Annotated in this window: 22 protein-coding genes; 12 read left to right on the forward strand and 10 right to left on the reverse strand. The window is 63.4% G+C overall.

All coding sequences use genetic code 11. The features are described 5' to 3' along the window. Positions 1-114: 114 nt before the first annotated feature. Complete coding sequence (phnS, locus tag H1204_RS22825) at positions 115-1,221, reverse strand: 2-aminoethylphosphonate ABC transporter substrate-binding protein (RefSeq protein WP_180733019.1); 1,107 nt, start codon at positions 1,219-1,221, stop codon at positions 115-117. Positions 1,222-1,581: 360 nt separating this feature from the next. Between phnS and H1204_RS22830 the strand changes: the two genes are divergently transcribed. Further along, the gene (locus H1204_RS22830; protein ID WP_180733274.1) at positions 1,582-2,691 is read left to right on the forward strand and encodes a 2-aminoethylphosphonate--pyruvate transaminase; all 1,110 of its coding nucleotides are present in this window, start codon (positions 1,582-1,584) and stop codon (positions 2,689-2,691) included. A gap of 30 nt (positions 2,692-2,721) precedes the next feature. Here the strand turns inward: H1204_RS22830 and H1204_RS22835 are convergent, their stop codons facing one another. Beyond that, on the reverse strand, positions 2,722-3,477 hold the full coding sequence (locus tag H1204_RS22835; RefSeq protein ID WP_180733020.1) for a DeoR/GlpR family DNA-binding transcription regulator: 756 nt from the start codon (positions 3,475-3,477) through the stop codon (positions 2,722-2,724). Positions 3,478-3,768: 291 nt separating this feature from the next. Here H1204_RS22835 and H1204_RS22840 point away from each other — a divergent pair, with 291 nt between their 5' ends. After that, positions 3,769-5,325, forward strand: coding sequence for an AarF/UbiB family protein (locus H1204_RS22840; protein ID WP_180733021.1), 1,557 nt, complete (start codon positions 3,769-3,771; stop codon positions 5,323-5,325). A 115-nt stretch (positions 5,326-5,440) separates the two neighbouring features. Then, positions 5,441-6,322 carry a DMT family transporter gene (locus tag H1204_RS22845; protein WP_180733022.1) on the forward strand — a complete coding sequence of 294 codons (882 nt, stop codon included), beginning with the start codon at positions 5,441-5,443 and terminating at the stop codon, positions 6,320-6,322. Positions 6,323-6,383: 61 nt separating this feature from the next. Here H1204_RS22845 and H1204_RS22850 read toward each other — a convergent pair whose 3' ends face one another. Next, positions 6,384-7,463, reverse strand: coding sequence for a L,D-transpeptidase (locus tag H1204_RS22850; protein ID WP_243468763.1), 1,080 nt, complete (start codon positions 7,461-7,463; stop codon positions 6,384-6,386). A 273-nt stretch (positions 7,464-7,736) separates the two neighbouring features. Between H1204_RS22850 and nadE the strand changes: the two genes are divergently transcribed. Further along, positions 7,737-8,573, forward strand: a complete 837-nt coding sequence (gene nadE, locus H1204_RS22855) for an ammonia-dependent NAD(+) synthetase (protein ID WP_180733023.1) — start codon at positions 7,737-7,739, stop codon at positions 8,571-8,573. Between the two features lie 16 nt (positions 8,574-8,589). Here nadE and H1204_RS22860 read toward each other — a convergent pair whose 3' ends face one another. The 5 genes from H1204_RS22860 to H1204_RS22880 form a co-directional block, all read right to left on the reverse strand. After that, the gene (locus H1204_RS22860) at positions 8,590-8,859 is read right to left on the reverse strand and encodes an RNA-binding protein (protein ID WP_180733024.1); all 270 of its coding nucleotides are present in this window, start codon (positions 8,857-8,859) and stop codon (positions 8,590-8,592) included. Positions 8,860-9,049: 190 nt separating this feature from the next. Continuing rightward, positions 9,050-9,397 carry a hypothetical protein gene (locus tag H1204_RS22865; RefSeq protein ID WP_180733025.1) on the reverse strand — a complete coding sequence of 116 codons (348 nt, stop codon included), beginning with the start codon at positions 9,395-9,397 and terminating at the stop codon, positions 9,050-9,052. A gap of 87 nt (positions 9,398-9,484) precedes the next feature. Beyond that, positions 9,485-10,096: a hypothetical protein gene (locus tag H1204_RS22870; protein ID WP_180733027.1), complete on the reverse strand. Its 612-nt coding sequence runs from the start codon at positions 10,094-10,096 to the stop codon at positions 9,485-9,487. 215 nt (positions 10,097-10,311) lie between these two features. After that, the gene (locus H1204_RS22875; RefSeq protein ID WP_180733028.1) at positions 10,312-11,976 is read right to left on the reverse strand and encodes a peptidase S1; all 1,665 of its coding nucleotides are present in this window, start codon (positions 11,974-11,976) and stop codon (positions 10,312-10,314) included. Between the two features lie 99 nt (positions 11,977-12,075). Further along, on the reverse strand, positions 12,076-13,635 hold the full coding sequence (locus tag H1204_RS22880) for a S53 family peptidase (RefSeq protein ID WP_180733029.1): 1,560 nt from the start codon (positions 13,633-13,635) through the stop codon (positions 12,076-12,078). A gap of 332 nt (positions 13,636-13,967) precedes the next feature. On the opposite strand from H1204_RS22880, the gene H1204_RS22885 reads away from it, so the two are divergent. After that, positions 13,968-14,480 carry a DUF1993 domain-containing protein gene (locus H1204_RS22885; protein ID WP_007587342.1) on the forward strand — a complete coding sequence of 171 codons (513 nt, stop codon included), beginning with the start codon at positions 13,968-13,970 and terminating at the stop codon, positions 14,478-14,480. Between the two features lie 108 nt (positions 14,481-14,588). Here H1204_RS22885 and H1204_RS22890 read toward each other — a convergent pair whose 3' ends face one another. Then, on the reverse strand, positions 14,589-14,909 hold the full coding sequence (locus H1204_RS22890; protein ID WP_180733030.1) for a YnfA family protein: 321 nt from the start codon (positions 14,907-14,909) through the stop codon (positions 14,589-14,591). 150 nt (positions 14,910-15,059) lie between these two features. Between H1204_RS22890 and H1204_RS22895 the strand changes: the two genes are divergently transcribed. After that, the gene (locus H1204_RS22895; protein ID WP_180733031.1) at positions 15,060-15,233 is read left to right on the forward strand and encodes a DUF1289 domain-containing protein; all 174 of its coding nucleotides are present in this window, start codon (positions 15,060-15,062) and stop codon (positions 15,231-15,233) included. Between the two features lie 31 nt (positions 15,234-15,264). On the opposite strand, the gene H1204_RS22900 is transcribed toward H1204_RS22895, so the two are convergent. Further along, positions 15,265-15,894: a LysE family translocator gene (locus H1204_RS22900; protein WP_180733033.1), complete on the reverse strand. Its 630-nt coding sequence runs from the start codon at positions 15,892-15,894 to the stop codon at positions 15,265-15,267. A 134-nt stretch (positions 15,895-16,028) separates the two neighbouring features. On the opposite strand from H1204_RS22900, the gene H1204_RS22905 reads away from it, so the two are divergent. The 6 genes from H1204_RS22905 (at position 16,029) to H1204_RS22930 (ending at position 21,671) form a co-directional block, all read left to right on the forward strand. Beyond that, a complete protein-coding gene (locus H1204_RS22905) occupies positions 16,029-16,493 on the forward strand; it encodes an Lrp/AsnC family transcriptional regulator (protein ID WP_180733034.1) in 465 nt (154 codons plus the stop codon). A gap of 89 nt (positions 16,494-16,582) precedes the next feature. Next, complete coding sequence (locus H1204_RS22910) at positions 16,583-16,816, forward strand: hypothetical protein (RefSeq protein ID WP_007587337.1); 234 nt, start codon at positions 16,583-16,585, stop codon at positions 16,814-16,816. A 236-nt stretch (positions 16,817-17,052) separates the two neighbouring features. Further along, the gene (locus H1204_RS22915; protein WP_180733036.1) at positions 17,053-17,727 is read left to right on the forward strand and encodes a histidine phosphatase family protein; all 675 of its coding nucleotides are present in this window, start codon (positions 17,053-17,055) and stop codon (positions 17,725-17,727) included. 25 nt (positions 17,728-17,752) lie between these two features. After that, on the forward strand, positions 17,753-18,781 hold the full coding sequence (locus tag H1204_RS22920; RefSeq protein ID WP_180733037.1) for a phosphotransferase: 1,029 nt from the start codon (positions 17,753-17,755) through the stop codon (positions 18,779-18,781). A gap of 42 nt (positions 18,782-18,823) precedes the next feature. Next, positions 18,824-19,588: an SDR family oxidoreductase gene (locus H1204_RS22925; protein WP_180733276.1), complete on the forward strand. Its 765-nt coding sequence runs from the start codon at positions 18,824-18,826 to the stop codon at positions 19,586-19,588. Positions 19,589-20,420: 832 nt separating this feature from the next. Further along, positions 20,421-21,671: an acyl-CoA dehydrogenase family protein gene (locus H1204_RS22930; RefSeq protein WP_180733038.1), complete on the forward strand. Its 1,251-nt coding sequence runs from the start codon at positions 20,421-20,423 to the stop codon at positions 21,669-21,671. Positions 21,672-21,699 lie beyond the last annotated feature (28 nt).

Genomic DNA, 21,699 nt, shown 5'->3' on the forward strand with positions numbered 1-21,699 from the left:
ATCCTCTTACGTTGGTGACTTTGGTTGGCGCATGCAAGCGCCAGAATGCTTTTTTGCGCGGCGTGACGAGCGTTTCAACGATCATCGCGCCGCGCGTTCCATCAGATGCCGTATTTACTTCGGCTTGACGACTTCGAGCTGCTTGCCCGAATTGCCGATCACGTCGCTCTTCCAGCGAGCCGTCCAGTCAGCCTTCTTCGCCATCACCTGGTTCCAGTCGACGGGAATCAGCTTCACGCCCGAGATCGCCTGCTTGACGGCGGCGCCGTTCTTGCCCGAAAGCGCTACGTCAGTGCGGCCCGGAATGCCAAAGATGTCCGGCACCTTCGACTGCACTTCCGTCGACATCAGATAGTCGATCAGCTTCTTGCCTGCCGCCTGGTTCGGACCGTTCTTGATCAGGCCGATCGCGTACGGCAACTGGAACGTGGTCGGCTGGCCGCCCGGCTCGGCTGCGAGGAAGATCGGCTTGATCGACAGGCCGCCATTGGCTGCGTCGTCGAGATCCATCTGCAGGTCGCCGTTCGCCACCGCGATTTCGTTACGCGAGAGCAGCACGTCGAGGTAGCCCGTGCCCTTGGTGTGGAACTTGGCGCTCTGCTCGAGCTTCTTCAGGTAGTCGAACGCCTTGTCTTCGCCCATCAGCGACGTGGTCAGGATGATCACGGCCATGCCGTCGCCCGCCGTCGCCGGGTTCGAGTACGCGACCTTGCCGCTGTAGTCCGGGTGCAGCAGATCGGCGAACGTCTTCGGCTGGGTCTTCACCACTTCCGGGTTGATCGCGAACGAGAAATAGTTGTTCACGAACGTCGCCCACGCACCGTCCGACGCCTTCGCGATATCGGGCACGTTCTTGTAGTTCACGCTCTGATAGTTCTGCAGCAGGCCCGACTGCGCTGCCGTCTGGATGAACGGCGGCAGCGTGACGAGCACGTCGGCCTTCGGCGCGTCCTTTTCGACGGTTGCGCGGTTCACGACTTCGCCGCTGCCGGCCGTGACGATGTTGACCTTCACGCCTTCCTGCTTCTCGAACGCGGGTAGCACGTCCTTGTAGAGATTTTCGAGGCCGTCAGCCGTGTACAGCACGACCGCACCCGCCGCGTGCGCGGACATCGCGCCGCCGAACGCCGCCGCCGCGACCAGCGCGGGCAGCAGTTTGCGAGCGGTATGGCCAATACGACCAACGCGGCCCGTCGAGCGAAGGTGATCCGTCTTTTTCATGTCGTTCTCTCCGAAAGGCAAAAACCTGTGGGTAACCCGTTAGTGGTGGTGTCCGGACCGCGCTTCGGGCGCGCTGTCCACCTGACGTCGCGGCCGAAGCCGCTGAAATTGCAGATTGCTGACAACTTTTTTTGCGGCGTTTGCGCCAAGGCATCCCTCCGACGATTACGCGTTGCTGGCTGCCTTGCCTGAACGGGCACGGCAAGGATCGTCTTTTTTTGTGACACCGACGTGAAGATTCTGCCGATTTCCACAAAATGACACAAATAGCCAATAATATGCAAGGCAGCTGGCAATACAACAGGCCATGCAATGTGCGCCCGCAACGGCGCAACCGATCCATACGAAGGAGGCTGTGTGATTTCTGGAAACGACCCGATCCTGCTCACGCCAGGACCGCTGACGACCTCGCCCGTCACGCGTCAGTCGATGCTGCGCGACTGGGGATCGTGGGATACCGCGTTCAATCGCATGACGCACAGCGTCTGCGCCGATCTCGTCGAGATCGTACATGGCGAGCATGACTACGTGTGCGTGCCGCTTCAGGGCAGCGGCACGTTCGCCGTCGAAGCGGCGCTCGGCACGCTGGTGCCGCGCGACGGCCGCGTACTGGTGCCGAACAACGGCGCTTACTGCGCGCGCATCATCAAGGTGCTGCAGCGCATGGGCATCGCGTATGTGGAACTGCCGCTGCGCGAGGACGAACCCGTGAGCCCCGCCGCAATCGAAGACGCGTTCAACGACGACCCGCGCATCACGCACGTCGCGCAGGTGCATCTGGAGACGAGCGCGGGCCTGCTCAATCCGCTCGACGCGATCGCCGCCGTCTGCAAGCACCACGGCAAAAGCCTGATCGTCGACGCGATGAGTTCGTTCGGTGCGCTGCCCATCGACCTGCGCGACAGCGGTATCGACGCGCTGGTGTCGGCCAGCGGCAAGTGTCTGGAAGGCGTGCCCGGCATGGGCTTCGTGATCGTGCGGCGCAGCGTGCTCGAAGCGTGCGAAGGCCGTTCGCCGTCGCTCGCGCTCGACCTGTACGACCAGTTCGCGTACATGCAAAAGACCACACAATGGCGCTTTACGCCACCGACGCACGTGGTCGCCGCGCTGCGCACAGCGCTGGACCAGTTCATCGCGGAAGGCGGCCAGCCCGCGCGCGGCGCGCGCTATGCGCGTAACTGCGCGGCGCTTGTCGGCGGCATGAAGGCGCTCGGCTTCGAGACGTTTCTGCCGGCGGACGTGCAGGCGCCCGTGATCGTCACGTTCCACGCGCCGCGCGATCCGAAGTGGCAATTCGTGCAGTTTTATGCAGCCGTGCGCGAAGCCGGGTACATCCTGTATCCGGGCAAGCTGACGCAAGTGGAGACGTTCCGCGTCGGCTGCATCGGTGCTATCGATACTAACGAGATGCACAACGCCGTCGCCGCAATCGGCCGGACGCTGGCGGACCTCGGCATCAGCGTGAGGTAAGCAAGACGGAAGGAATGCGAAGCGCGACACTCACGCGATCAGGATTTCAGGACCGCGCGCGGTGATCGCCTTCGCGAGCGCGCGGTCGGGCGCGAGCTCCGTGACGACGTAGCGCGCCTTCTCCATTCCTTCGATACGCACGGGCGTCACGCGGCCGAACTTCGAATTGTCGGCGACGACGATGACCGTATTGCCCGCGCCGATCATCCGGCAGCGCACTTCGGCCGCCATGCGCGAGTAATCGGACAACTGTGCGTCCGGCGTGATGCCGCCCGCGCCGATCAGCGCGAAGTCCGCGTGATAGTGCGACAGCTGGGTGATCGTATCGAGGCCGAACGCGGCGTCTTCGTTGTCCGACAGCTCGCCGCCGAGCAGCGTCACGCGATTGTCGTTGCGCCGGCCGAGCAGCAGCGCGATGCGCCAGTCGTTCGTATAGACGGTCAGCCGGTGGCGGTCAGTCAGCGCGCGTGCGACCGCGTGCGTCGTGCTGCCCGAATCGATGATGACCGACGCGCCGTCGGGCACCAGTTGCGCCGCGCGCTCGCCGATTGCGCGCTTCGCGCTGGCATTGGCGGCGTCCCGGGTATCGAGGTCCGGCTCGCGCCGGTCGCTCGACAGCGCGCCGCCGTGCGTCGTCACGATCAGGCCGCGCTCGGCGAGCGCGTTCAGGTCGCGGCGGATGGTCTCGCGCGATACGTTGAGCTCGCGAACCAGCTCGGCGACCGACAGTGCGCCCGTCTTCGTGACCTGAGCCAGAATATATTGATGACGTTGTTCTGCCAGCATCGGTTATGGTGGCCGCTGTCAGGCGGCGAGCGTGTATTCAGGGATCGGGCATGCCCGCGCCGTATTGTATTACGCATGGCGGCACGGCGCGGAAGGAACGTGTGCTGGCTGTGAGCGGACTGTCGGGGCTTCGTCGGCATGCCGTTGGCGGACGGTAGGCGTATGCCCTTCATATGCGCTTTACATGTCCTGAACCGCGCGTGTCGCAACGCTGCGGATGTTCCGCGCGGCGCATCCCTGCTAATCTGAGCGGTCTTTCCTCCCCGATGCGCCCCGTCGAACGAACCGCCGATGCCCCCTCTGTTTCGCCGACTACGACTGCTGTTTCACGCGCTGCGCTATGGCGCGCGTCTCATCTGGCTCGCCGCGCCCGAGCATCACAAGCTGCACTGGATCGTCACGCTCGTTTCGCGCGTGCACGAATCGCCGGGCGGCCGGGCCGGCGTGCATCGCGCGCTGCCCAACCTCGGCCCGCTGGCGAGCGCGTTCGCCGAATCGCTCGCGCGCCGCCCCGAACTGGCGACAGGCACGCTGCACGACGCAATCGACGCCGTCAGCCACCTCGAAGCGCCCTTGCCGCCCGACCAGGTCGAGCATGCGATATCGGCAGCGCTCGGACGCCCGGCATCAATGCTCTTTGCATCAATCGATCTGACGCCCGCGAAAAACGGCTTTGCCGAACAGACGCATGTCGCGCGGCTGATCGAGCCGATAGACGGGCATCGCGACATTGCGCTCAAGATCGTGCGCGTCGCGCAAGTCCAGGAAATCGCCGACGAGGCCGCGCTGCTGCGCTGGGTCGCGCGCTGGATGGAGAAGCTCTCGAAGAACGCGCGCCGTCTGCGGCTGCGCGAGCTCGCCAATACCTTCACGCAGGAAATCCTGCGCCGCTTCGATCTGCGCGCCGAAGCGGCGAACCTGAGTCAGACCGCGCATCATTTCGACGGCGACAAGCGTCTAGCGATTCCAGCTGTGATCTGGGAACTGTGCACCGACCGCACGCTCGCGATGCAGCATATCGAATCGCTGCCCGCGCTCGATCTCGCTGGTCTGTCGGCGCGCGGCGTGAAGCTCGCGCCGCTTGCCGGGCACATTATCGAAGTCGTCACCGAGCAGGCGTTCGAGCATGGCTTCTTCCATGCAACGTTCGATGCAGCGCGCGTGCGCGTGAGCATCGAGCCGGACACGCTCGGCCGCATCGTGCTCGCGGACTTCGCGGTGATGTCGAGTCTGTCGTCGCAGGAGCGCGAGTTTTTCGTGCACGGCGCGACGGCGCTGTTCGACCAGGACTACGGACGGCTCGCGCATCTGCATCGCGATGCCGGCCATGTGTCGCAGGACACGCGCCCGGAGAAGCTCGAAGCCGAACTGCGCACGCGCGCCGAAGCGCATTTCGCGCCGCAGTCGCACGAGCGCTCGGCGGGCGCGCTGTTCCATCACCTGCTTTTTGCCGTGCATCCGTTCGGCGGCGATGTGCCGCCACGGCTCGCCGCCGCGCAGCGCGCGTTCGACCAGGCGGAGATGCTGGCGAACGCGCTGCATCCGGGCGTCGATTCGTGGCAGATCGCGCGCTCGGTGCTGGCTACGCTCGCGCGCCGCGAGTTCGATCATCGCGGCTGGATCAAGCATCTCGCGCAGGAGTTGCCGCATCTCGCGCATCTCGTGCCGCGCATCCCCCAGCTTGCGGTGCAGTATCTGCAGCATCGGCACGAAGTCACGACGGTCAGGCAACAGGCCCAGCTAGTCAGCGACGTGCTGATCGAATACCGGCGCACGCGCACGCTGCTGTGGGCATGCACGGTGTGCGGCGGCCTGCTCGGCGCGATCGCCGCGCTGCTCGCGTACTGAGGAGTTTTCTAGAAGCGCTTCGTTGCCCACGCTACGCGAGTGCAGCTTCGAACAAGACGGCCACGCGCGCTCTGGCCGATACTGCGGGCCTCGTGTCCGCAGTTCGAGTCATCCGATGCTGGTTGTTTTCAATGCCGTTGTTTTCGTCGTCCTGTGGTCGACGGGCTTCGTGGTCGCGCGCGCGATCAAGCCCTACGCCGATCCGAATCTCTTCCTGCTCGCGCGCTTCGGCGGCACTGCCCTGCTGTTCATGGCGGCTGCGCTCTTCGCGCGCGTCGAATGGCCGAGGGGCCGTACGCTCGGCAAGCATCTGCTCGCGGGCGCGCTGCTGCAAGGTGTCTATCTTGGCGCGGGCTACTGGGCCGTCGCGCAAGGGATGAGCGCGGGCATCATGGCCTTGCTCGGCGCGTTGCAGCCGCTGCTGACGGCGGCCGTCGCGGCGCCACTGTTCGGCGAACGTCTGTCGGGGCGCGGCTGGACGGGCATGCTGTTGGGTCTCGCGGGCGTCGCGCTGGTGCTGGAGCCTAAGCTCGCCGCCGCAACGGCGAGCGTCGCGCCAGATCATGCGGGCAACGTGCCGGAATGGCTCGTCGTGAGCGTGTCGATTCTCGCGGTGTGCGCGATCACGGCAGGCACGCTGATCCAGAAAACCTCGCTGTCGAAAGCCGATATACGCAGCGCGAGCGCCGTGCAGAACCTCGGCGCGGCGATCGTCGTGCTCGTGTTCGCGCTGGCGCTCGGCGAGCACAGGTGGATTCCGTCGCCGGCGCTGTGGGTGTCGCTCGCGTGGGGCATCGTGATGCTGTCCGGCGTGAGCGTCACGCTGCTGGTGTGGATGGTCCGGCGCGGCGACGCGTCGCGCGCGACGGCGCTGCTGTTTCTCGCGCCGCCGCTTGCCGCGCTCGAAGGCTACGTCGGCTTTGGTGAAACGCTGACGGTGGTGCAGGTGGCCGGCTTCGTCGTCGCGCTGATCGGTGTGCTGCTCGCGCGCTCTTGATTGCGCTGGCCGGCAGCGGGTTTCTCGCGCCGCTGGCCGAAGCGCCCCTTCGCCCCTCCCATTAATCCGCCGTGTCGGCGTTCGCCGGCACCTTCGCGCGGACCTTGCCGCTCGGCGCAGGCGACCACGCGGGCCGCGCCTTGCGCTGCGAATCGGCAACGACGATATAACGCCCCGCCCACGGCGTCGCGACGCGGTCCGAATGCAGCACCCACAACGAGCGACCGTCGGCGACGAGCGCCTCGTAGTCGCGATCGAGAATGCCGTAGTGGTCGAGGAACACGTTCAGCGATGCCGGTATCCGCACGCAACCCTTCGAATGGCGGATGCCGAGAATCGGCTCGAGCTTGTCGGGATCGGTCGCGTGCATCTGGAAGCGCATCTGCGACATGCCGCCCTTGCCCCAGCCACGCTCGCCCTGCGCCCAGCCGAGATCGAAGATGCGCATGTCGTGCTGGCCGTAGCCGCGAATGCCGTTCTGGTTCATCGTGCCTTCGGCGCGGAAATCCATGTTGTCCGGCGTGTGCTCGAACAAGCCGAGCGGCGTAATGAAGTGATCGAACTGGCCCGGCCTCCCCGTCGCGACGGGTGACGCGCCGATCAGCTGCCACGTGTCCGAAGGCGCCGCGCGAAAGTAGATGAAGAGCGCCTGCACGTTCTCGCTGCGATCGACGAGCACCACATACTCGCCCGACAGATTGCCCAGATCGTTCTGCACGAGCGCCTGCTGCAGACGCTCGCCGTACGCGCGCTGGTCGGAGGCGGGCACTTTCAGACGGCGCGTCACGCTGCGCGCGAACACGTCACGCATCAACAGCGCGCGGCGCGGGTCCACGCGGCCGGCGGCATCGTGCGCAGCAACGGCGGAGGCGTCGACGGCAGCATTGGACGCGACTCGCGGCGCATCGGCGGCAAGCGCGTTTTGCGCGAGCGCGGGAACGGCAAGCGCCGAAGTCAGCAAAAGCGCTAACGACAATCCGAACGACGACGCCGATCGACGCACGCACGAACGCACGCGCAACACCGACGCGATCACACCGATCGCCCTATCCCCGTTATCACTGCGCAGTGTGCCGCTCTGCGCATCCACCCTCTCTCGTGCAGGCGGAATGACTACCCTGTTCTGTTTTTTGCTGGTCATTTTGTTCGAACGTCACTGCCAGTCGCCCAACCCGTGCAACCGCTCGTGGCGTGCCGCCGGGCCTCTTCCGGCGCGGAAACGTTGTACCCGCGCCGTGCCTTCGCGCTGTCCGGTATCGGACAGCTACTGCATCTGTCGATTTAAAGCCTTAATCGTTCAGATTTAGTTATGGGTATGCCACATTAAACCAGACAATGTGTGATGGCGCATCGAGTTCAGCGCTTCATGCCATCATCGCCAGTAGTATCTGCGCCATTTGCAAGGAGAATGTCGATGGACCAGCAGCAACGCGCCGCGCGCCAGCGGCAGATTGCAGCCGAACTGCACGTCGCGGACCATTTCGACGCGGCGCGCGAAATCGAGCGGCGAGTCGCGTTTCTCGCCGATTACCTGCGCGCGAACGGACTTGCGGCCTACGTGCTCGGCATCAGCGGCGGCGTCGATTCGTCGACGGCGGGACGGCTCGCGCAGCTTGCCGTCGAACGTCTGCGCGACGCGCAATACGACGCGCGCTTCGTCGCGATGCGACTGCCGTACGGCGTCCAGCACGACGAGGCGGATGCGCAGCAATCGCTGGCCTTCATCCGCCCCGACGACACCTTGACCGTCGACATCCGCCCAGCCGCCGACGCGATGCTCGCCTCGCTCAGCGCGAGCGGCCTGCCCTTTGCCGACGCGGCGCAACAGGACTTCGTGCACGGCAACATCAAGGCGCGCCAGCGGATGATCGCGCAGTACGCGGCGGCGAGCGCGCGGCGCGGCATCGTGATCGGCACGGATCACGCGGCGGAATCGGTGATGGGGTTTTTCACGAAGTTCGGCGACGGCGGCGCCGACGTGCTGCCGCTTGCGGGCCTGACCAAGCGGCGCGTGCGCGCGCTCGCCAGGGCGCTCGGCGCCAGCGACGCGCTCGCGCACAAGGTTCCGACCGCCGACCTCGAAATGTTGCGCCCTCAACGTCCCGACGAGGACGCCTACGGAATCCGTTACGAGGACATCGACGATTTTCTCGAAGGCAAGCCCGTGAGCGACGCGGTATTCGACACGGTCATGCGCTTTTACGACAGAACGCGTCACAAGCGCGCGCTGCCATATACGCCATTCGATTGAACACGCGGCGCGTGGACTATTTGCGCGGCGGTGTCTCATCGCCGCCGAATGGCACGGCACTCACCTGCAGCGCTACGCCGCCCAGCTGCTTGCCGGTGAACTGCTGCGCGATGACCTCGGCGACATAGGCTTCGTCGGCTTCGACATCGACCTTCGCATACGCGTTCGACGTGCCCTGCTCGAACACTTCGATGTCTTTTGCATAGTGTCCGAGTTCGTGGCCGAGAAAATCACGTACTTCCTGCTCGGAGCAAGACTGGGGAATATTCCACACGATGATCTTCATACGCGCCACGCTCTCAGTTGATGGTGGTCATGCAGCTAGCCGGATTGGCGCTGCATGCCGGACCTCGAAGCCGTGCTGTTTCTGTTCTGTTTCGTAATTGTTTCGACCTTCAGCGTAGCCAGAAACGTGCCCCGGAGCAACGCAGGCGACACACGGCGCCCGCGGATGGTCCGGCAGGCTCAGGGCAAACTCAGTCTACGTTCTCGACGTTCGCCGCGCTGACCCACCAGGCCATCTTGCCTTGCGGCACATGCACGAGCACGGCGGAAGGATCGGCGACGCCGTCGTCAGCGATCTCGCAGACACCGAGTCCGTCAGGCAGACGCTTCACGGTGCCGGCATCCTGAAAGAGCGCGAGACGATGCGCGTCGAGCGGTCGCAACTGACTGTACACGTCGTAGCTGATCGCGCCCGGCGTGTCACCGCGGATCTGCAGCGCGTCGTCCTTGCCGCATGGCGATGACGCGGCCAGCGCGGCATGACTCGCCGCAAGGCAGCCGAGCGCGGCCACCACGGCCGCGATAAATGATTGCTTCATGTTAATTCTCCAAGAGGTGACGGTTGGCCGCGCGTCGCGGCGTCCGGGAAAGCGGATTGAACGTGCCGGCGACGGTTGCGACCAGACTCAGGAGCCATCGCTGCCGATCGACGCGACGCCGCGATCGTCGTCGCACGGCGCGCTGCCGAAGCCCGCATAGTGTGCGGACCAGTTTCCGGCGATGGCCGCCTGCGCATCGGTTAGCGACATGCGCCCTTCGCACACGCAACGCTTGAGCTTCGCCGTCAGCAACTCCTTGCGACGCTCGCCCTTGTGTCCGCCCCACGGCAGCAGATCGAGGTTGTCCTGCGCATCCGGCGATCCGCCCAGCACGATCGGCACGCGCCGATCCAGCGCGTAACGCGTGCCATGCCCGGCATCGATGCCGCGTTCGGCGAGCAACCGGTCCTTGAGCTCCATCATTTCGTCGAACGGTGGCGAAACCGTGTCGGCGTAGCCGGGCCGGCATATCGTCGTGGCGATGTTCTGCTGCGAGACGCGCTCGTCGAGCATCGACGCGTCTTGTGCAACCGAAGCCGACGCATGCAGATACAAGCCCGCCGACATCACAACGAGCGCCATGGCGCGCAGGCGCATCTTTCGCGCGAGGCCCGTGACGCGGCACGCGTCACGCATAGTTGATTCGATCCGACTGATGCTGTACGCCTCGTCGGGCGTGTTCTTCTTCCCTTCGTTCATTAATCAGCGCGCCTTTGAGTAGCGCGGAAGAGTTAATTCGCAGGGCAATTAAAACACATCCGGGACGCATGACGTAAATACAGCCAGAATGAATCGCTTCCGTTTTTCGATGCCGGCGGCATCGAGGGCATCGCTACGGCGCTGCGATGCCCTCGCCGATGGAGTCTTGCCGACGCAAGGAAGCGCCGCCATGACACGCATCAAAACAGACTCGCTCAATGCATCCTGGCCGCCGTGAGCGCCTGCAATGCGCGCACGCGTCCGAGCGCTTCCGTATTGCTCACCGCCTTGTCGTACATCGCCGCGAGATCGGCCTTCAATGCGGTGCGCGAGCCGCCGTCGAGATAAACCATATGTCCCGACGGATAGAAGCGCGCGGACAGGTTGTCCCGCACCTGCTGGCTCAGGAGCGGCATCTGCTGCAGATCGAGCACCGTCTGGTAGAACGGCGTGACGAAGTCATAGAACCCGTTCGCCGACAGCACTTTCAGGTCGACGTTGAGCGCCATCACGGCGGCGAGGTCGCCCGCCGTGTAGAGAATGATGTTGCCCTTGCTGTCGAGGCCCTTCTGCTCGCCCGTCGGATCGATATGGCCGAAGTCCCAGAACTTGAACGCCTGATCGTTCAGATCCGTGAACGCCGAGTTCGATGTGAACTTCAACTGCTCGTTCAGATAGACGTTCCACATCGTCGTGTAGACGCCCGTGACGGCCGTCATGGTCGGGTCGTTGCCGCCCGAATTCGGATCGATCTTGCCCGCGATGCCCGTTTCGATCGCCGTGACGCGGCCGTCATACGCGCCGAGCGCAAGCCCCTTCGACTTGAGCAGCGTAGTCAGGAACAGCGAATTGCCCCGGCTGTCGTACCCGGCTATGTCGAGACTCCACGCAAGCAGCGTCGCCTTGTCGATGCCCGTGTACTCGCTGAGCTTTTCGACCACGGCGCTATCCGTAGTCGGAAACTTGCGCAACGCGTTCAGGTAGTCGGTGCGTGCGAACTGCGCGACCTCTTCGACGAACTGACCAAGATCCGTGGGCCGGGGCGCGACGCCGAGTTTCTTGTGATACCACGCGTCCGCCGCGGCTGTGGGCAGCGCGCCGATGGGATTGCCCGCCTGCGTGTAGTCGAGGATCGACGATTGCAGTGTGATGCCGTTCAGATCGACGCCGTCTTCATGCAGCTTATAGGCGAGCACGCAACTGCGCGCCGTGCCATACGATTCGCCGAACAGAAACTTCGGCGAATTCCAGCGGTTGTTCTTCGTCAGATAGCGCTTGATGAACTGCTTGATCGAGTCCGCGTCCTGATCGACGCCCCAGAAGTCGCGGTTCTTGCGTGGCGCGACGGCGGCCGAATAGCCGGTGCCGACCGGGTTGATGAAAATCAGGTCGCTCTTGTCGAGCAGGCTGTCCGGGTTGTCTTCCATCTGATACGGCGCGGGCGGCGTGAAGCTCGGCATCGACGTCTTGATGCGGCGCGGCGCGAACGACCCCAGCAGCACGAACACCGAGGACGAGCCCGGTCCGCCGTTATAGAAAAACGTGAGCGGACGGCTCTCTTCTTTCTGGTTGTCCTGTGTGAACGCGACATAGAACATCTTCGCGCTCGGCAGCGAGCTGGATGGATCAACCGTCACCAGATGGCCGGCCGTTGCCGTGTAGTTGATTTTCTTGCCGCCGATCGTGATCGAATGCTTCGTGATCGCGGCGCTTTCGCTGGTGTCGGTCACCGAGTCGTCGGGCCCGTTGCCGTATGCGACGGGATCGAAGAACGGGTGGTCGCCGGCCTTTTGGGACGCGCTCGCCGCAGATGCTTCCTGCGGGGCGTGTGAGTTGTGAGGCGACTGCGGACTGCCGGAAGCTGATTCTGTATTCGTCATGATCGCTCCATTGAATGCCTGTCTGTGTTACCCACTGTTGCGATGCATTCATCGCCGCCAAAAGCACGGCGCCCGAGCCGCGAGCGCCCGCTCATCAGACTATAAAGCTGCCGCCACCTTCACACCATTGGGACTGCCCAATCCCGTGCAGGCATCCCAGCCGGTCGTCGCGGTATAACTGCCGTTGTTGCCCTGCGTGATGTCGTTGCAGGCGCCCGCCGCCTTGTACAGCTTCGGATTGACGAAGCCGACGGGCGTGCCCTTCGCGCCGTTGATGCGCGCGATCAGCGCGGCCCACAGCGGCGCGACGGCGCTGGTGCCGCCGATCACCGTGTTGTTGCCGTCGACGATCACGTCGTAGCCGGTGAGCGGCGACGCGTCGCCCGCCACGTCCGGCACGCCGCGCCCCGTCAGCGCGCGCTTGCCTTGCGCGCCCGATACGGATAGCCCTTCCTGCCACGCCGGCACGGGGAACGTGCCGCTCACGCCGCCGCCCGACGCGCCGCCGTTCGCGCCGTCGTTCCACACCACTTCGTGCGAGACCGTTTGCCCCGAGCCTTGCAGGCTGGTACCGCCGCACGCGAGCACGTAAGGGCTCGACGCAGGGAAATCGACATGGTCGCTGCCGTCGCCCACGCCGTCGCCAGAACCACTGTCGCCCGATGCCGCACAGACAGTCACGCCAACGGCCGCAGCCGATTGCAGCACATCGTTGAACGCGTTCATCGACTGCGCGGTCCACACGCTTTCCGGCGCGCCCCAGCTGATCGAAATCACCGACGGCTTGTTGGTGTTGTCATGCACCGCCCGGCTGACGGCGTCGATAAAGCCCGCGTCGCTGTTGGTCGTGAAGTACACGGCGAGCGTCGCGCCTGGCGCGATCGCGCCGGCGATCTCGACGTCAAGCGTGACTTCGCCGTCCGGTCCGTTCGGGTCGCCAGTAGGCTGGTTGCCGCCCTGGTCGACACCGACGGCGACGACTTTGGGCGAGCCCACGCCGAGACTCGAAAAATAGTTGTCGAGGTCGGCCGTGCGATAGCCGCCGCCCAGTTCGATGATGCCGATGCACTGCCCGCTGCCGTCGCCCTGCGGAAAGCGGTACAGCGAAGCGAGTTGCAACGGCGTGAACGACGACGCCTGCTGCGCCTTCGCCGGCTGGAATGGCGGACGGATGCGGAAATGCGGCCGCGCCTGCGGGCGGTCGTCCAGACCGAGCACGGCAGTGACGACGCCATGCAGGTCGTCGGGCACGCTGATGACGCCCGTGCGGCCACGAAACTGGCCCATCGTTTGATGCTCGTAGTGCTGCAGCTGAACGTCGAACGCCTTCTGGAACTGATCGATCTTGCCGCCCAGCACGACGGTGCGCGCCGACGCGTCTTCACGCACGACCGTCAGCCCGTGCTGCGCAGCGAAGGCCTTCAGTTTTGCAAGGTCTTCCGCCGATGCGCCGAAACGCTGTTCGAGTTCCTCGCGTGTGAGCGGTCTGGCATCCGCCGCACCCGCTTCGATCTTTTTCATCATCTGGGCGAACTGCTGCTCGTCCTTGCGGCGCAGCACGACGACGACCTGAATCGTTTCTGACGGATCGCACTGCGCGATCACCTTCGAACCGGGCGCGAGCGTGCGCTCGCTGCCGGGCAATGGATGCTTCGACATGGTTGCGATTCTCCCTGTGTCGACGGGAGTAGGCGCCTGGGCGCTGACTCCCGTCTCATCCAGCATGGTTGCGGCGAATGACTCGGAGCCACGCCTTTGATACACGATGCACCGACGGGCGCTCAAGCGCGCCGTCATGGCACGCGGCAACGACATCCGTCCGACCAATCCATTCGAACACAGTTCCAACGCTTGCGACACCTGGCCGATCGGCTAGCTTCCGGCATGGGTCAACTCGGGGTTACGCTGCTCCAGCAGCTTTTACGCTGTTGCGTTACGCTATGCGACCGCGTGCCAGAGAGTGCGCGACTCCAGCAATTCAAGGACCCTCCATGACCATTTCGATGTTTCAGGCTTCCATCCCCGTGCTGATTCGCGGCCTGACGAACCTGCAGGCCATTCTCGGCAAGGGACAGGCGCACGCGGCAGAAAAACAGATCGACCCGTCGGTGCTCACGGGCGCGCGTCTCTTTCCGGACATGCATCCGCTGGCCCGTCAGGTGCACATCGCAACGGATACCGCGAAGGGTTGCGCAGCACGGCTGGCCGGCGTCGAAGCGCCGAAGTTCGACGACGTGGAGTTCACATTCGACGAGTTGAACGCGCGCATTCAGAAAACGATCGATTATCTGAAGGAGTTCAACGCGGCGCAGATCGACGGCTCGGAGACACGCGCCGTGACGTTGAAGATGCGTAGCGGCCCGGTCGAGTTCACCGGCCAGTCCTATCTGCTCGGCTTCGCGATGCCGAACTTCTACTTCCACATCACGACGACGTACGACATCCTGCGCCATAACGGCGTCGAACTCGGCAAGCTCGATTTCCTCGGCAAGCCGAACAGCTGAAGCTGAAGGGAAAGATTGGCGAGTGATGCGCGAACCGGTTCTAACCGGGTTCGCGCATTGCGGCTCAAACGCGGAATAGCGCGTGGCATCACGCGACGTGAAGGGACATCAGACGCGCGGCTGGAACGCAATGATGCCCATGCCCGCCAGTGTCAGCGCGACGCCCGCGAGATCCCATGCGCTCGGACGCACATGGTCGACGCACCATAGCCAGAGAATCGCCACGGCCACGTAGACGCCGCCGTATGCAGCATAGACGCGGCCCGCCGCCGCGCCATGAAAGGTCAGCAGCCACGCGAACAGCGCGAGGCTCAACGCGCCCGGCAACAACAGCCACGTGGGGCCGCCGTCCTTGAGCCAGCGCCAGGGCAGATAGCAGCCGACAATCTCGGCGATCGCGGTCACAACGTAGAGCAACAGGGTCTTCATCGGCAGGATTGAGGTGATCGGTCAATGCGGCTTCAAGGCTTAGGCCGTGCAGTCTATCGCCTTTATTAACACAATCACTTTGCCGGCCGGCGGCGCACCATGCGACATTGACCTTTCATCCTCCATTCAAACGATCACGAGCACGCCAGCATGAGTGTCAAATCGCCCTGTATCGACATCTGCAAGTTCGACAGCAAGACCGGCTATTGCATTGGTTGCCTGCGCACGAAGGAGGAATGCAAAGGCTGGAAGAAGATGAAGGACAAGCATCGCCGCAAGGTCATCGACCAGAAGCCGGAACGCGCGGTGATGGTCCGCAAATAAGCACGCAACGCGGGCGCGCTTCACAGGCACATCAATCGAGCGACAGGCGCAGCGCAAAACCGATCAGCGCGGCGGAGAACGTCCAGCGCTGCACAGACTGCGCGAGCGGATGCGCGCGCACCCAGCCAGCAATCCGCGCGGCGCCGATTGCGTAGACAGCGTCGAAACACGCGCCGAGCACGACCAGCACGACACCCAGTTCGACCATCTGCCACGCGACAGGCCCCGCTTCCGGACGCACGAACTGCGGCAACAGCACCGAACAGAACAGCAGCGCCTTCGGGTTCAGCAGATTCGTGAACAACCCTTTGACGAACGCCGTCCGCAACGCGCCGTCGTCGCCTGTCTGCACGCCGCTCGACGGCAGCGCGAACATCGGCGAGCGGAAAATCTGCACGGCCACCCAAGCCAGATAGATTGCGCCGCCATAGCGCACCACTTCGTAGAGCCACGGCGCGTTGCGCAGCAGCGCGGCGACGCCGCAAGCGGACAGCGTGACATGCGTCGCGCGCGAAAGACCAAGGCCGACGGCGGCGGCGAAACCATTGCGCGCGCCGCGTCCGATGCTCGTCTGCAGCACCAGCGCCATGTCCGGTCCGGGCAGCGCAAACACCACGACCAGGGCCGTGACATACATGATCAGAAGATGAGCGGAAATCATGGTGAACCTCACGTTTCGAGGCATTCATGATGCATTCGAGTGAGTAGCGAATATTGGCGATTTTCTACCACTCAGCATCACGAATTGGCGGATTACCCTAAAATATCTCCATCCCTAAAAGGTTTCCGCTCATCATGAACGAACTCGACAAAATAGACCGCGCCATCCTCGCCGCGTTGCAATCGGACGGCCGCATGTCCAACGCGAAACTCGCCGACACGGTCGGCCTCAGCGAAACGCCCTGCGCGCGACGGCTCAAGCGCCTCGAAAACGACGGGTATATCGAGCGGTATCGCGCGATGCTGTCGCGCTCGGCGCTCGGATATGGCGTCGTGGCGTTCGTGTACGTGCGCTTTGCCGTGCACGATCGCGCCACCGCGACGCGCTTCGAGCGCGAGGTGCTGGCGATCCCGCGCATCCTGTCGTGCCACAACGTATCGGGCAGCGCCGATTACGTGCTGCAGGTGGTCGCGCGCGATCTCGACGATTACGGCACGTTCATGCGCGACGAGATGCGCAGCTTGCCGGGCGTGACGTCGGTGGAATCGTCGCTGTCGCTGCGCGAGGTGAAGGCGAACGGCGGCTTGCCCTTGAGCTGAACCATGCGACGCAGAGCGCGAAATGCGCGGCGAGTCATGGCATAGTGAGCGCCTCGCCGTCCCGGCACGATGAATCACGGAGCATTGGCATGGACCACGCAGCAGCGCGAGCCGAAGAAACCCGCGCCATGGAGCGCGTTCTGAACGCAACGAAACAGGTGCAGACGGCGTTCGCCGCGCTGCAGTCGCAATTCCCGCCGGACGGCAGCGGTCGACCATCGCAGATCGCGTTGCAGACTTTCGACGCCGCGCTGCAAGAACTCGAAGACGCCCAATCCGAATTCGACACGATCCTCAACGATCTGCTTGACGGCAACCGCTGAGCCGACTACGCGCCGGGCGGCTGATGACGTCCGGCGTAACGCGCGGTGTGGGCATATCCGGATGCCTCTGACGGGCGCCGCGGTAAAGGCGGGCGTTGCCGGGACTGACAGTTAGTTGCGATTGCAGAAGCCCGCGATCATCACTACCGTGAATGGCAGCGGATTCAATAAATAAACTTCAGGAATACATCCGCCGCCGCTAAGCTGGCTTCACCTCTTCCAAGGCGAAGCATGTGATGGCGGAACTCTATCTGGTACGGCATGGCCAGGCGTCCCTCGGCGCCGACGACTACGACCGGCTTTCAGACGTAGGCGAACAGCAAGGCATCTGGCTCGGCGAATACTTCGCGCAGCGCGATATCGCGTTTGACCGCGTGATGACGGGCACGCTGCGCCGCCATGCGCAGACCCTTGATGCAATCCGGCGCGGCCTCGGTGAGGCGCGTATCGATTGCGAGATCCATCCTGGGCTCGACGAATACGACTTCCACGCATTGTTTCGCGCGCTTGGTGACGAGCACAGCGCGTTGGCCGAACGCGCCACGCGCAGTCCACGCGATTTCTTCAAGGCTTTGCGCGAAGTCCTGCAACTGTGGACGCAAGGCGCGCTCGACGGCCGCGCACCCGAAACATGGGACGCGTTCCAGCAACGCGTCTCCGACGCGCGCGCCGCGATCCAGCAAGGCAGCGGCCAGCGCGTGCTGGTCGTGAGTTCCGGCGGCGTGATCGCCGCGTTGACGCAGCAGGTCTTGCAGGCGCCCGCCGCCACGGCCATCGCGCTGAACATGCAGATACGCAACAGCAGCGTCAGTCACTACTTCTTCAATCGCGGCATGCTGCATCTGTCGAGCTTCAACGGCATCGGCCATCTCGACGATCCGCAGCGCAGCGCCTTTCAGACCTATGGCTAATCCAGGGCTTAACGCATCGAACGATATGACTTGCGATCACCACGACACCACGCTCGACCTCGACCGTCTTGCACGATATCTGGAGCAACACGTCGCGGGCTTTCGCGGCCCGTTGCGTGCGACGAAGTTCGCAGGCGGCCAGTCCAATCCGACTTATCTGCTCGACGCGCAGAGTGGCCGCTACGTGCTGCGCCGCCAGCCGCCCGGACAGTTGCTGAAATCGGCGCATGCCGTCGACCGCGAATTCCGCGTGCTGAGCGCGCTCGCCGATACGCCCGTGCCGGTTGCACGCGCCTGGCATCTGTGCGAGGACCGCGATGTACTCGGCAGCATGTTCTACGTGATGAGCTACGAGGAAGGCCGGATCTTCTGGAACCCGGCGTTGCCCGAAGTGGAGCGCGACGGACGGCGCGACTATTACGCGTCGATCGTGAAGACGCTCGCAGCGTTGCATGACGTCGATCCGCAAGCAGTGGGACTCGCCGACTACGGACGCGCGGGCAATTACTTCGAGCGTCAGATTGGTATATGGACGAAACAGTACCGCGCCGCCGAAACGCAACGCATCGACGCGATGGAAGCGCTGATCGACTGGCTGCCCGCGCACTGCCCTGCCGATGCGCTGCGCGCCTCGCTCGTGCATGGCGACTTTCGCATCGACAACCTGATCTTCGCGAGCGACGCGCCACGAGTACGCGCGATTCTCGACTGGGAACTGTCGACGCTGGGCAATCCGCTCGCCGATCTTGCGTACTTCTGCATGTGCTTGCGGCTGCCCGCGCACGGTCATATCACAGGATTGCGCGGACAGGATCGCGCTGTTCTGGGTGTGCCTGACGAAGAAGAAATCATCGCCCAGTATTGCGCGCTGCGCGGACTGCCCGCGATCGACAACTGGCCGTTCTACCTTGCGTTCAGCTTCTTCCGGCTTGCGTCGATTGCGCAGGGCGTGAAGGCGCGCGCACTGCAAGGCAATGCATCGAGTGCGGAGGCACATCAGGTTGGCGCGATGGTCGAGCCGCTCGCGCAACTGGCGGCCGAGTTGATCGCTTAAGCATTGAACACAATTATCGACGAGAACATGAAGGAGACGACATTGAGCACGAACCTATTTGACCTGACGGACCGTATTGCACTCGTGACGGGCGCGAGCCGTGGCATTGGCGAAGCGATCGCCAGGCTGCTCGCGCAGCAGGGCGCGCATGTGATTGTGTCGAGCCGCAAGCTCGAAGAATGTGAGCATGTCGCGGCGGATATCCGCGCGGCGGGCGGGAGTGCTGAAGCGTTTGCGTGTCACGTGGGGCGCATGGAGGACATTGAGGCGACATTCGCGCATATTCGCGAGAAGCATGGGCGGCTGGATATTCTCGTGAATAACGCTGCCGCGAATCCTTACTTTGGGCATGTTCTCGATACGGATCTTGCTGCTTACAACAAGACTGTCGAGGTTAATGTGCGTGGGTACTTTTTTATGTCGGTGGAAGCGGGCAAGCTGATGAAAGAGCGAGGACGCGGCGCGATTGTTAATACGGCGTCTGTCAACGCGCTAAGGCCTGGCGACATGCAAGGGATTTATTCGATCACCAAGGCGGCTGTTGTCAACATGACCAAGGTGTTTGCCAAGGAATGTGGGCCGCTCGGGATTCGCGTTAATGCTCTGTTGCCTGGGCTTACCAGGACCAAATTTGCTGGCGCGCTGTTTGAGAACAAGGATATCTATGACCAATGGGTCAATAGTATTCCGCTGCGCCGGCATGGGGAGCCTTCTGAAATGGCAGGGACGGTGTTGTATCTGGTTTCTGATGCTGCCAGCTATACGAATGGGGAATGTATTGTTGTTGATGGAGGACTGACCGTCTAGGGTTTTTTTGGGGTTTGGATTTATTGGCCCTTGCGCTGGCATCCGCGTTTTGTTATCTAGCTTCACGCGTTGCCCCTGTGCGGGGCGGCACCTACTTTTCTTTGCCGCCGCAAAGAAAAGTAGGTAAAAGAAAGCGGCTCACACCGCCAGTTCTTGTGTTTGCCTGAGGGCCCCCAACCGGTCTTACGCTTCACGCGGCGGCGCGTTTGTTTGCTTGCGTTGCCAACGCACTGAATTGACGCATCACCCGCTTCGGATACCAGTACTCGGGCAAGCGGTAGCGAAAGGTATGCGCCGCCCAGGTGGCAAACTGTGTGTAGGTAATCGCGTCGTAAAGCGTGGCGCTCTTACAGGGTGGAACGCGTGCGCTATCGGTCCGGAGTAAGGCGTGCGAGGCACTACAGCCTACACACAGTTTGCCACCTGGGCGGCGGCGGACTATCTGGCACGGCGTGTTGCTACGCGGGGGTGTGAAGCGGGTGAGGCGCACCGCAAGAGCGCTGGCAACGAACGTGGGTCACGTGATTGCCGTGTGAAGCGTAAGACCGGTTGGGGGCCCTCAGGCAGGAAGAAGGGTTGGCGGTGTTAGCCGCTTTCTTTTGCCTACTTTTTCTTTGCGGCGGCAAAGAAAAGTAGGTGCCGCCCCGCACAGGGGCGACGCGTGAAGCACGCTAGCGAATCGCGGATGCCAGCGCAAAAGCCAGAACAACCAAACCAACCGCACCAGGAAAACAAATCGCGGATGCCAGCGCAAAGGCAAACACCCAACACCAGCGCTCGCGCACCAACTACCAAGCACCAAGCACCAAGCACCAAACAGAGGAAACACATCATGAACTTCGGCTACAGCCAAAAAGTAGAAACTCTCCGCCACCGCGTAAGCGCCTTCATGAACGAGCACATCGTGCCCCGCCACGCCCAGTGGCTCGACGAAGCGCATGCGGGCCACTTCCCCGCCTCGTTCATGGAAGAGCTAAAAGCAAAGGCCAAATCCGAGGGCCTGTGGAACCTGTTCCTTCCGCACCTGAAGAACGACGAACCCGGCACAGCCCTGACAAACCTCGAATACGCGCCGCTAGCCGAGATAATGGGCCGCATCTCCTGGGCCCCCGAAGTCTTCAACTGCAACGCCCCCGACACGGGCAACATGGAACTGCTCCACATGTTCGCGACACCCACGCAACGGGAGCAATGGCTCACACCACTACTAGAAGGCACGATCCGCTCAGCCTTCGCGATGACCGAACCCGACGTCCCGTCATCAGACGCAACCAACATCACGACATCGATCCGGCGCGACGGCGACGACTACGTGATCAACGGCCGCAAATGGTTCATCACGAACGCCGCGCATCCGAACTGCAAGATCTTCATCGTGATGGGCAAAACCAACCCGGACACGGAAACACACCAGCAACAAAGCATGATTCTCGTGCCCGCAGAAACGCCCGGCGTGAAAGTGATCCGCAACATCCCCGTGATGAACCACATCTCACCGGAAGGCCATTGCGAAATGACATTCACAAACGTGCGCGTCCCCGCTACGAACCTGCTCGGTGAAGAAGGCAGCGGTTTCGCGCTCGCCCAGGCGCGACTGGGACCGGGCCGCATCCACCACTGCATGCGCTCGATCGGCGCGGCGGAACTCGCGCTCGAACTGATGATCGAGCGGTCACAGGAGCGCAAGACCTTCGGCAAGTATCTGCATCAGCACGGCACGATCGGCGAATGGATCGCGAAGTCGCGCATCGAAATCGATCAGGCAAGGCTGCTCGTGCTGAAGACCGCGTGGCTCATCGACGAAGTCGGCGCCAAAGCGGCGCGCAAGGAAATCTCGATGATCAAGGCGATCGTTCCGCAACTGCATACCACCGTCTGCGATCGCGCGATGCAAGTGTTCGGCGCGATGGGCCTGAGCCCCGATACGCCGCTCGCCGATCACTGGACATGGGGCCGCGCGCTGCGTTACGCGGACGGTCCCGATGAAGTCCACCTGCAGGCCATCGCGCGCATGGAACTAGCACAAAACAAGGAGACGCTGGGGGCCGCCGCCGCGTATCTGACCATGCCGCCGCGCGACTGAATGCGCACACGGACGCAACGCATCGATG

Origin of the sequence: Paraburkholderia sp. PGU19 (genome assembly GCF_013426915.1) — a bacterium.
Taxonomy (GTDB): domain Bacteria; phylum Pseudomonadota; class Gammaproteobacteria; order Burkholderiales; family Burkholderiaceae; genus Paraburkholderia.

Bases quoted from the DNA above. Each gene is read 5' to 3' on its own strand.
- phnS (WP_180733019.1), bottom strand. From the start codon at position 1,221: ATGAAAAAGACGGATCACCTTCGCTCGACGGGCCGCGTTGGTCGTATT.
- H1204_RS22835 (WP_180733020.1), bottom strand. From the start codon at position 3,477: ATGCTGGCAGAACAACGTCATCAATATATTCTGGCTCAGGTCACGAAG.
- H1204_RS22840 (WP_180733021.1), top strand. From the start codon at position 3,769: ATGCCCCCTCTGTTTCGCCGACTACGACTGCTGTTTCACGCGCTGCGC.
- H1204_RS22845 (WP_180733022.1), top strand. From the start codon at position 5,441: ATGCTGGTTGTTTTCAATGCCGTTGTTTTCGTCGTCCTGTGGTCGACG.
- H1204_RS22850 (WP_243468763.1), bottom strand. From the start codon at position 7,463: ATGACCAGCAAAAAACAGAACAGGGTAGTCATTCCGCCTGCACGAGAG.
- nadE (WP_180733023.1), top strand. From the start codon at position 7,737: ATGGACCAGCAGCAACGCGCCGCGCGCCAGCGGCAGATTGCAGCCGAA.
- H1204_RS22860 (WP_180733024.1), bottom strand. From the start codon at position 8,859: ATGAAGATCATCGTGTGGAATATTCCCCAGTCTTGCTCCGAGCAGGAA.
- H1204_RS22865 (WP_180733025.1), bottom strand. From the start codon at position 9,397: ATGAAGCAATCATTTATCGCGGCCGTGGTGGCCGCGCTCGGCTGCCTT.
- H1204_RS22870 (WP_180733027.1), bottom strand. From the start codon at position 10,096: ATGAACGAAGGGAAGAAGAACACGCCCGACGAGGCGTACAGCATCAGT.
- H1204_RS22875 (WP_180733028.1), bottom strand. From the start codon at position 11,976: ATGACGAATACAGAATCAGCTTCCGGCAGTCCGCAGTCGCCTCACAAC.
- H1204_RS22880 (WP_180733029.1), bottom strand. From the start codon at position 13,635: ATGTCGAAGCATCCATTGCCCGGCAGCGAGCGCACGCTCGCGCCCGGT.
- H1204_RS22885 (WP_007587342.1), top strand. From the start codon at position 13,968: ATGACCATTTCGATGTTTCAGGCTTCCATCCCCGTGCTGATTCGCGGC.
- H1204_RS22890 (WP_180733030.1), bottom strand. From the start codon at position 14,909: ATGAAGACCCTGTTGCTCTACGTTGTGACCGCGATCGCCGAGATTGTC.
- H1204_RS22895 (WP_180733031.1), top strand. From the start codon at position 15,060: ATGAGTGTCAAATCGCCCTGTATCGACATCTGCAAGTTCGACAGCAAG.
- H1204_RS22900 (WP_180733033.1), bottom strand. From the start codon at position 15,894: ATGATTTCCGCTCATCTTCTGATCATGTATGTCACGGCCCTGGTCGTG.
- H1204_RS22905 (WP_180733034.1), top strand. From the start codon at position 16,029: ATGAACGAACTCGACAAAATAGACCGCGCCATCCTCGCCGCGTTGCAA.
- H1204_RS22910 (WP_007587337.1), top strand. From the start codon at position 16,583: ATGGACCACGCAGCAGCGCGAGCCGAAGAAACCCGCGCCATGGAGCGC.
- H1204_RS22915 (WP_180733036.1), top strand. From the start codon at position 17,053: ATGGCGGAACTCTATCTGGTACGGCATGGCCAGGCGTCCCTCGGCGCC.
- H1204_RS22920 (WP_180733037.1), top strand. From the start codon at position 17,753: ATGACTTGCGATCACCACGACACCACGCTCGACCTCGACCGTCTTGCA.
- H1204_RS22930 (WP_180733038.1), top strand. From the start codon at position 20,421: ATGAACTTCGGCTACAGCCAAAAAGTAGAAACTCTCCGCCACCGCGTA.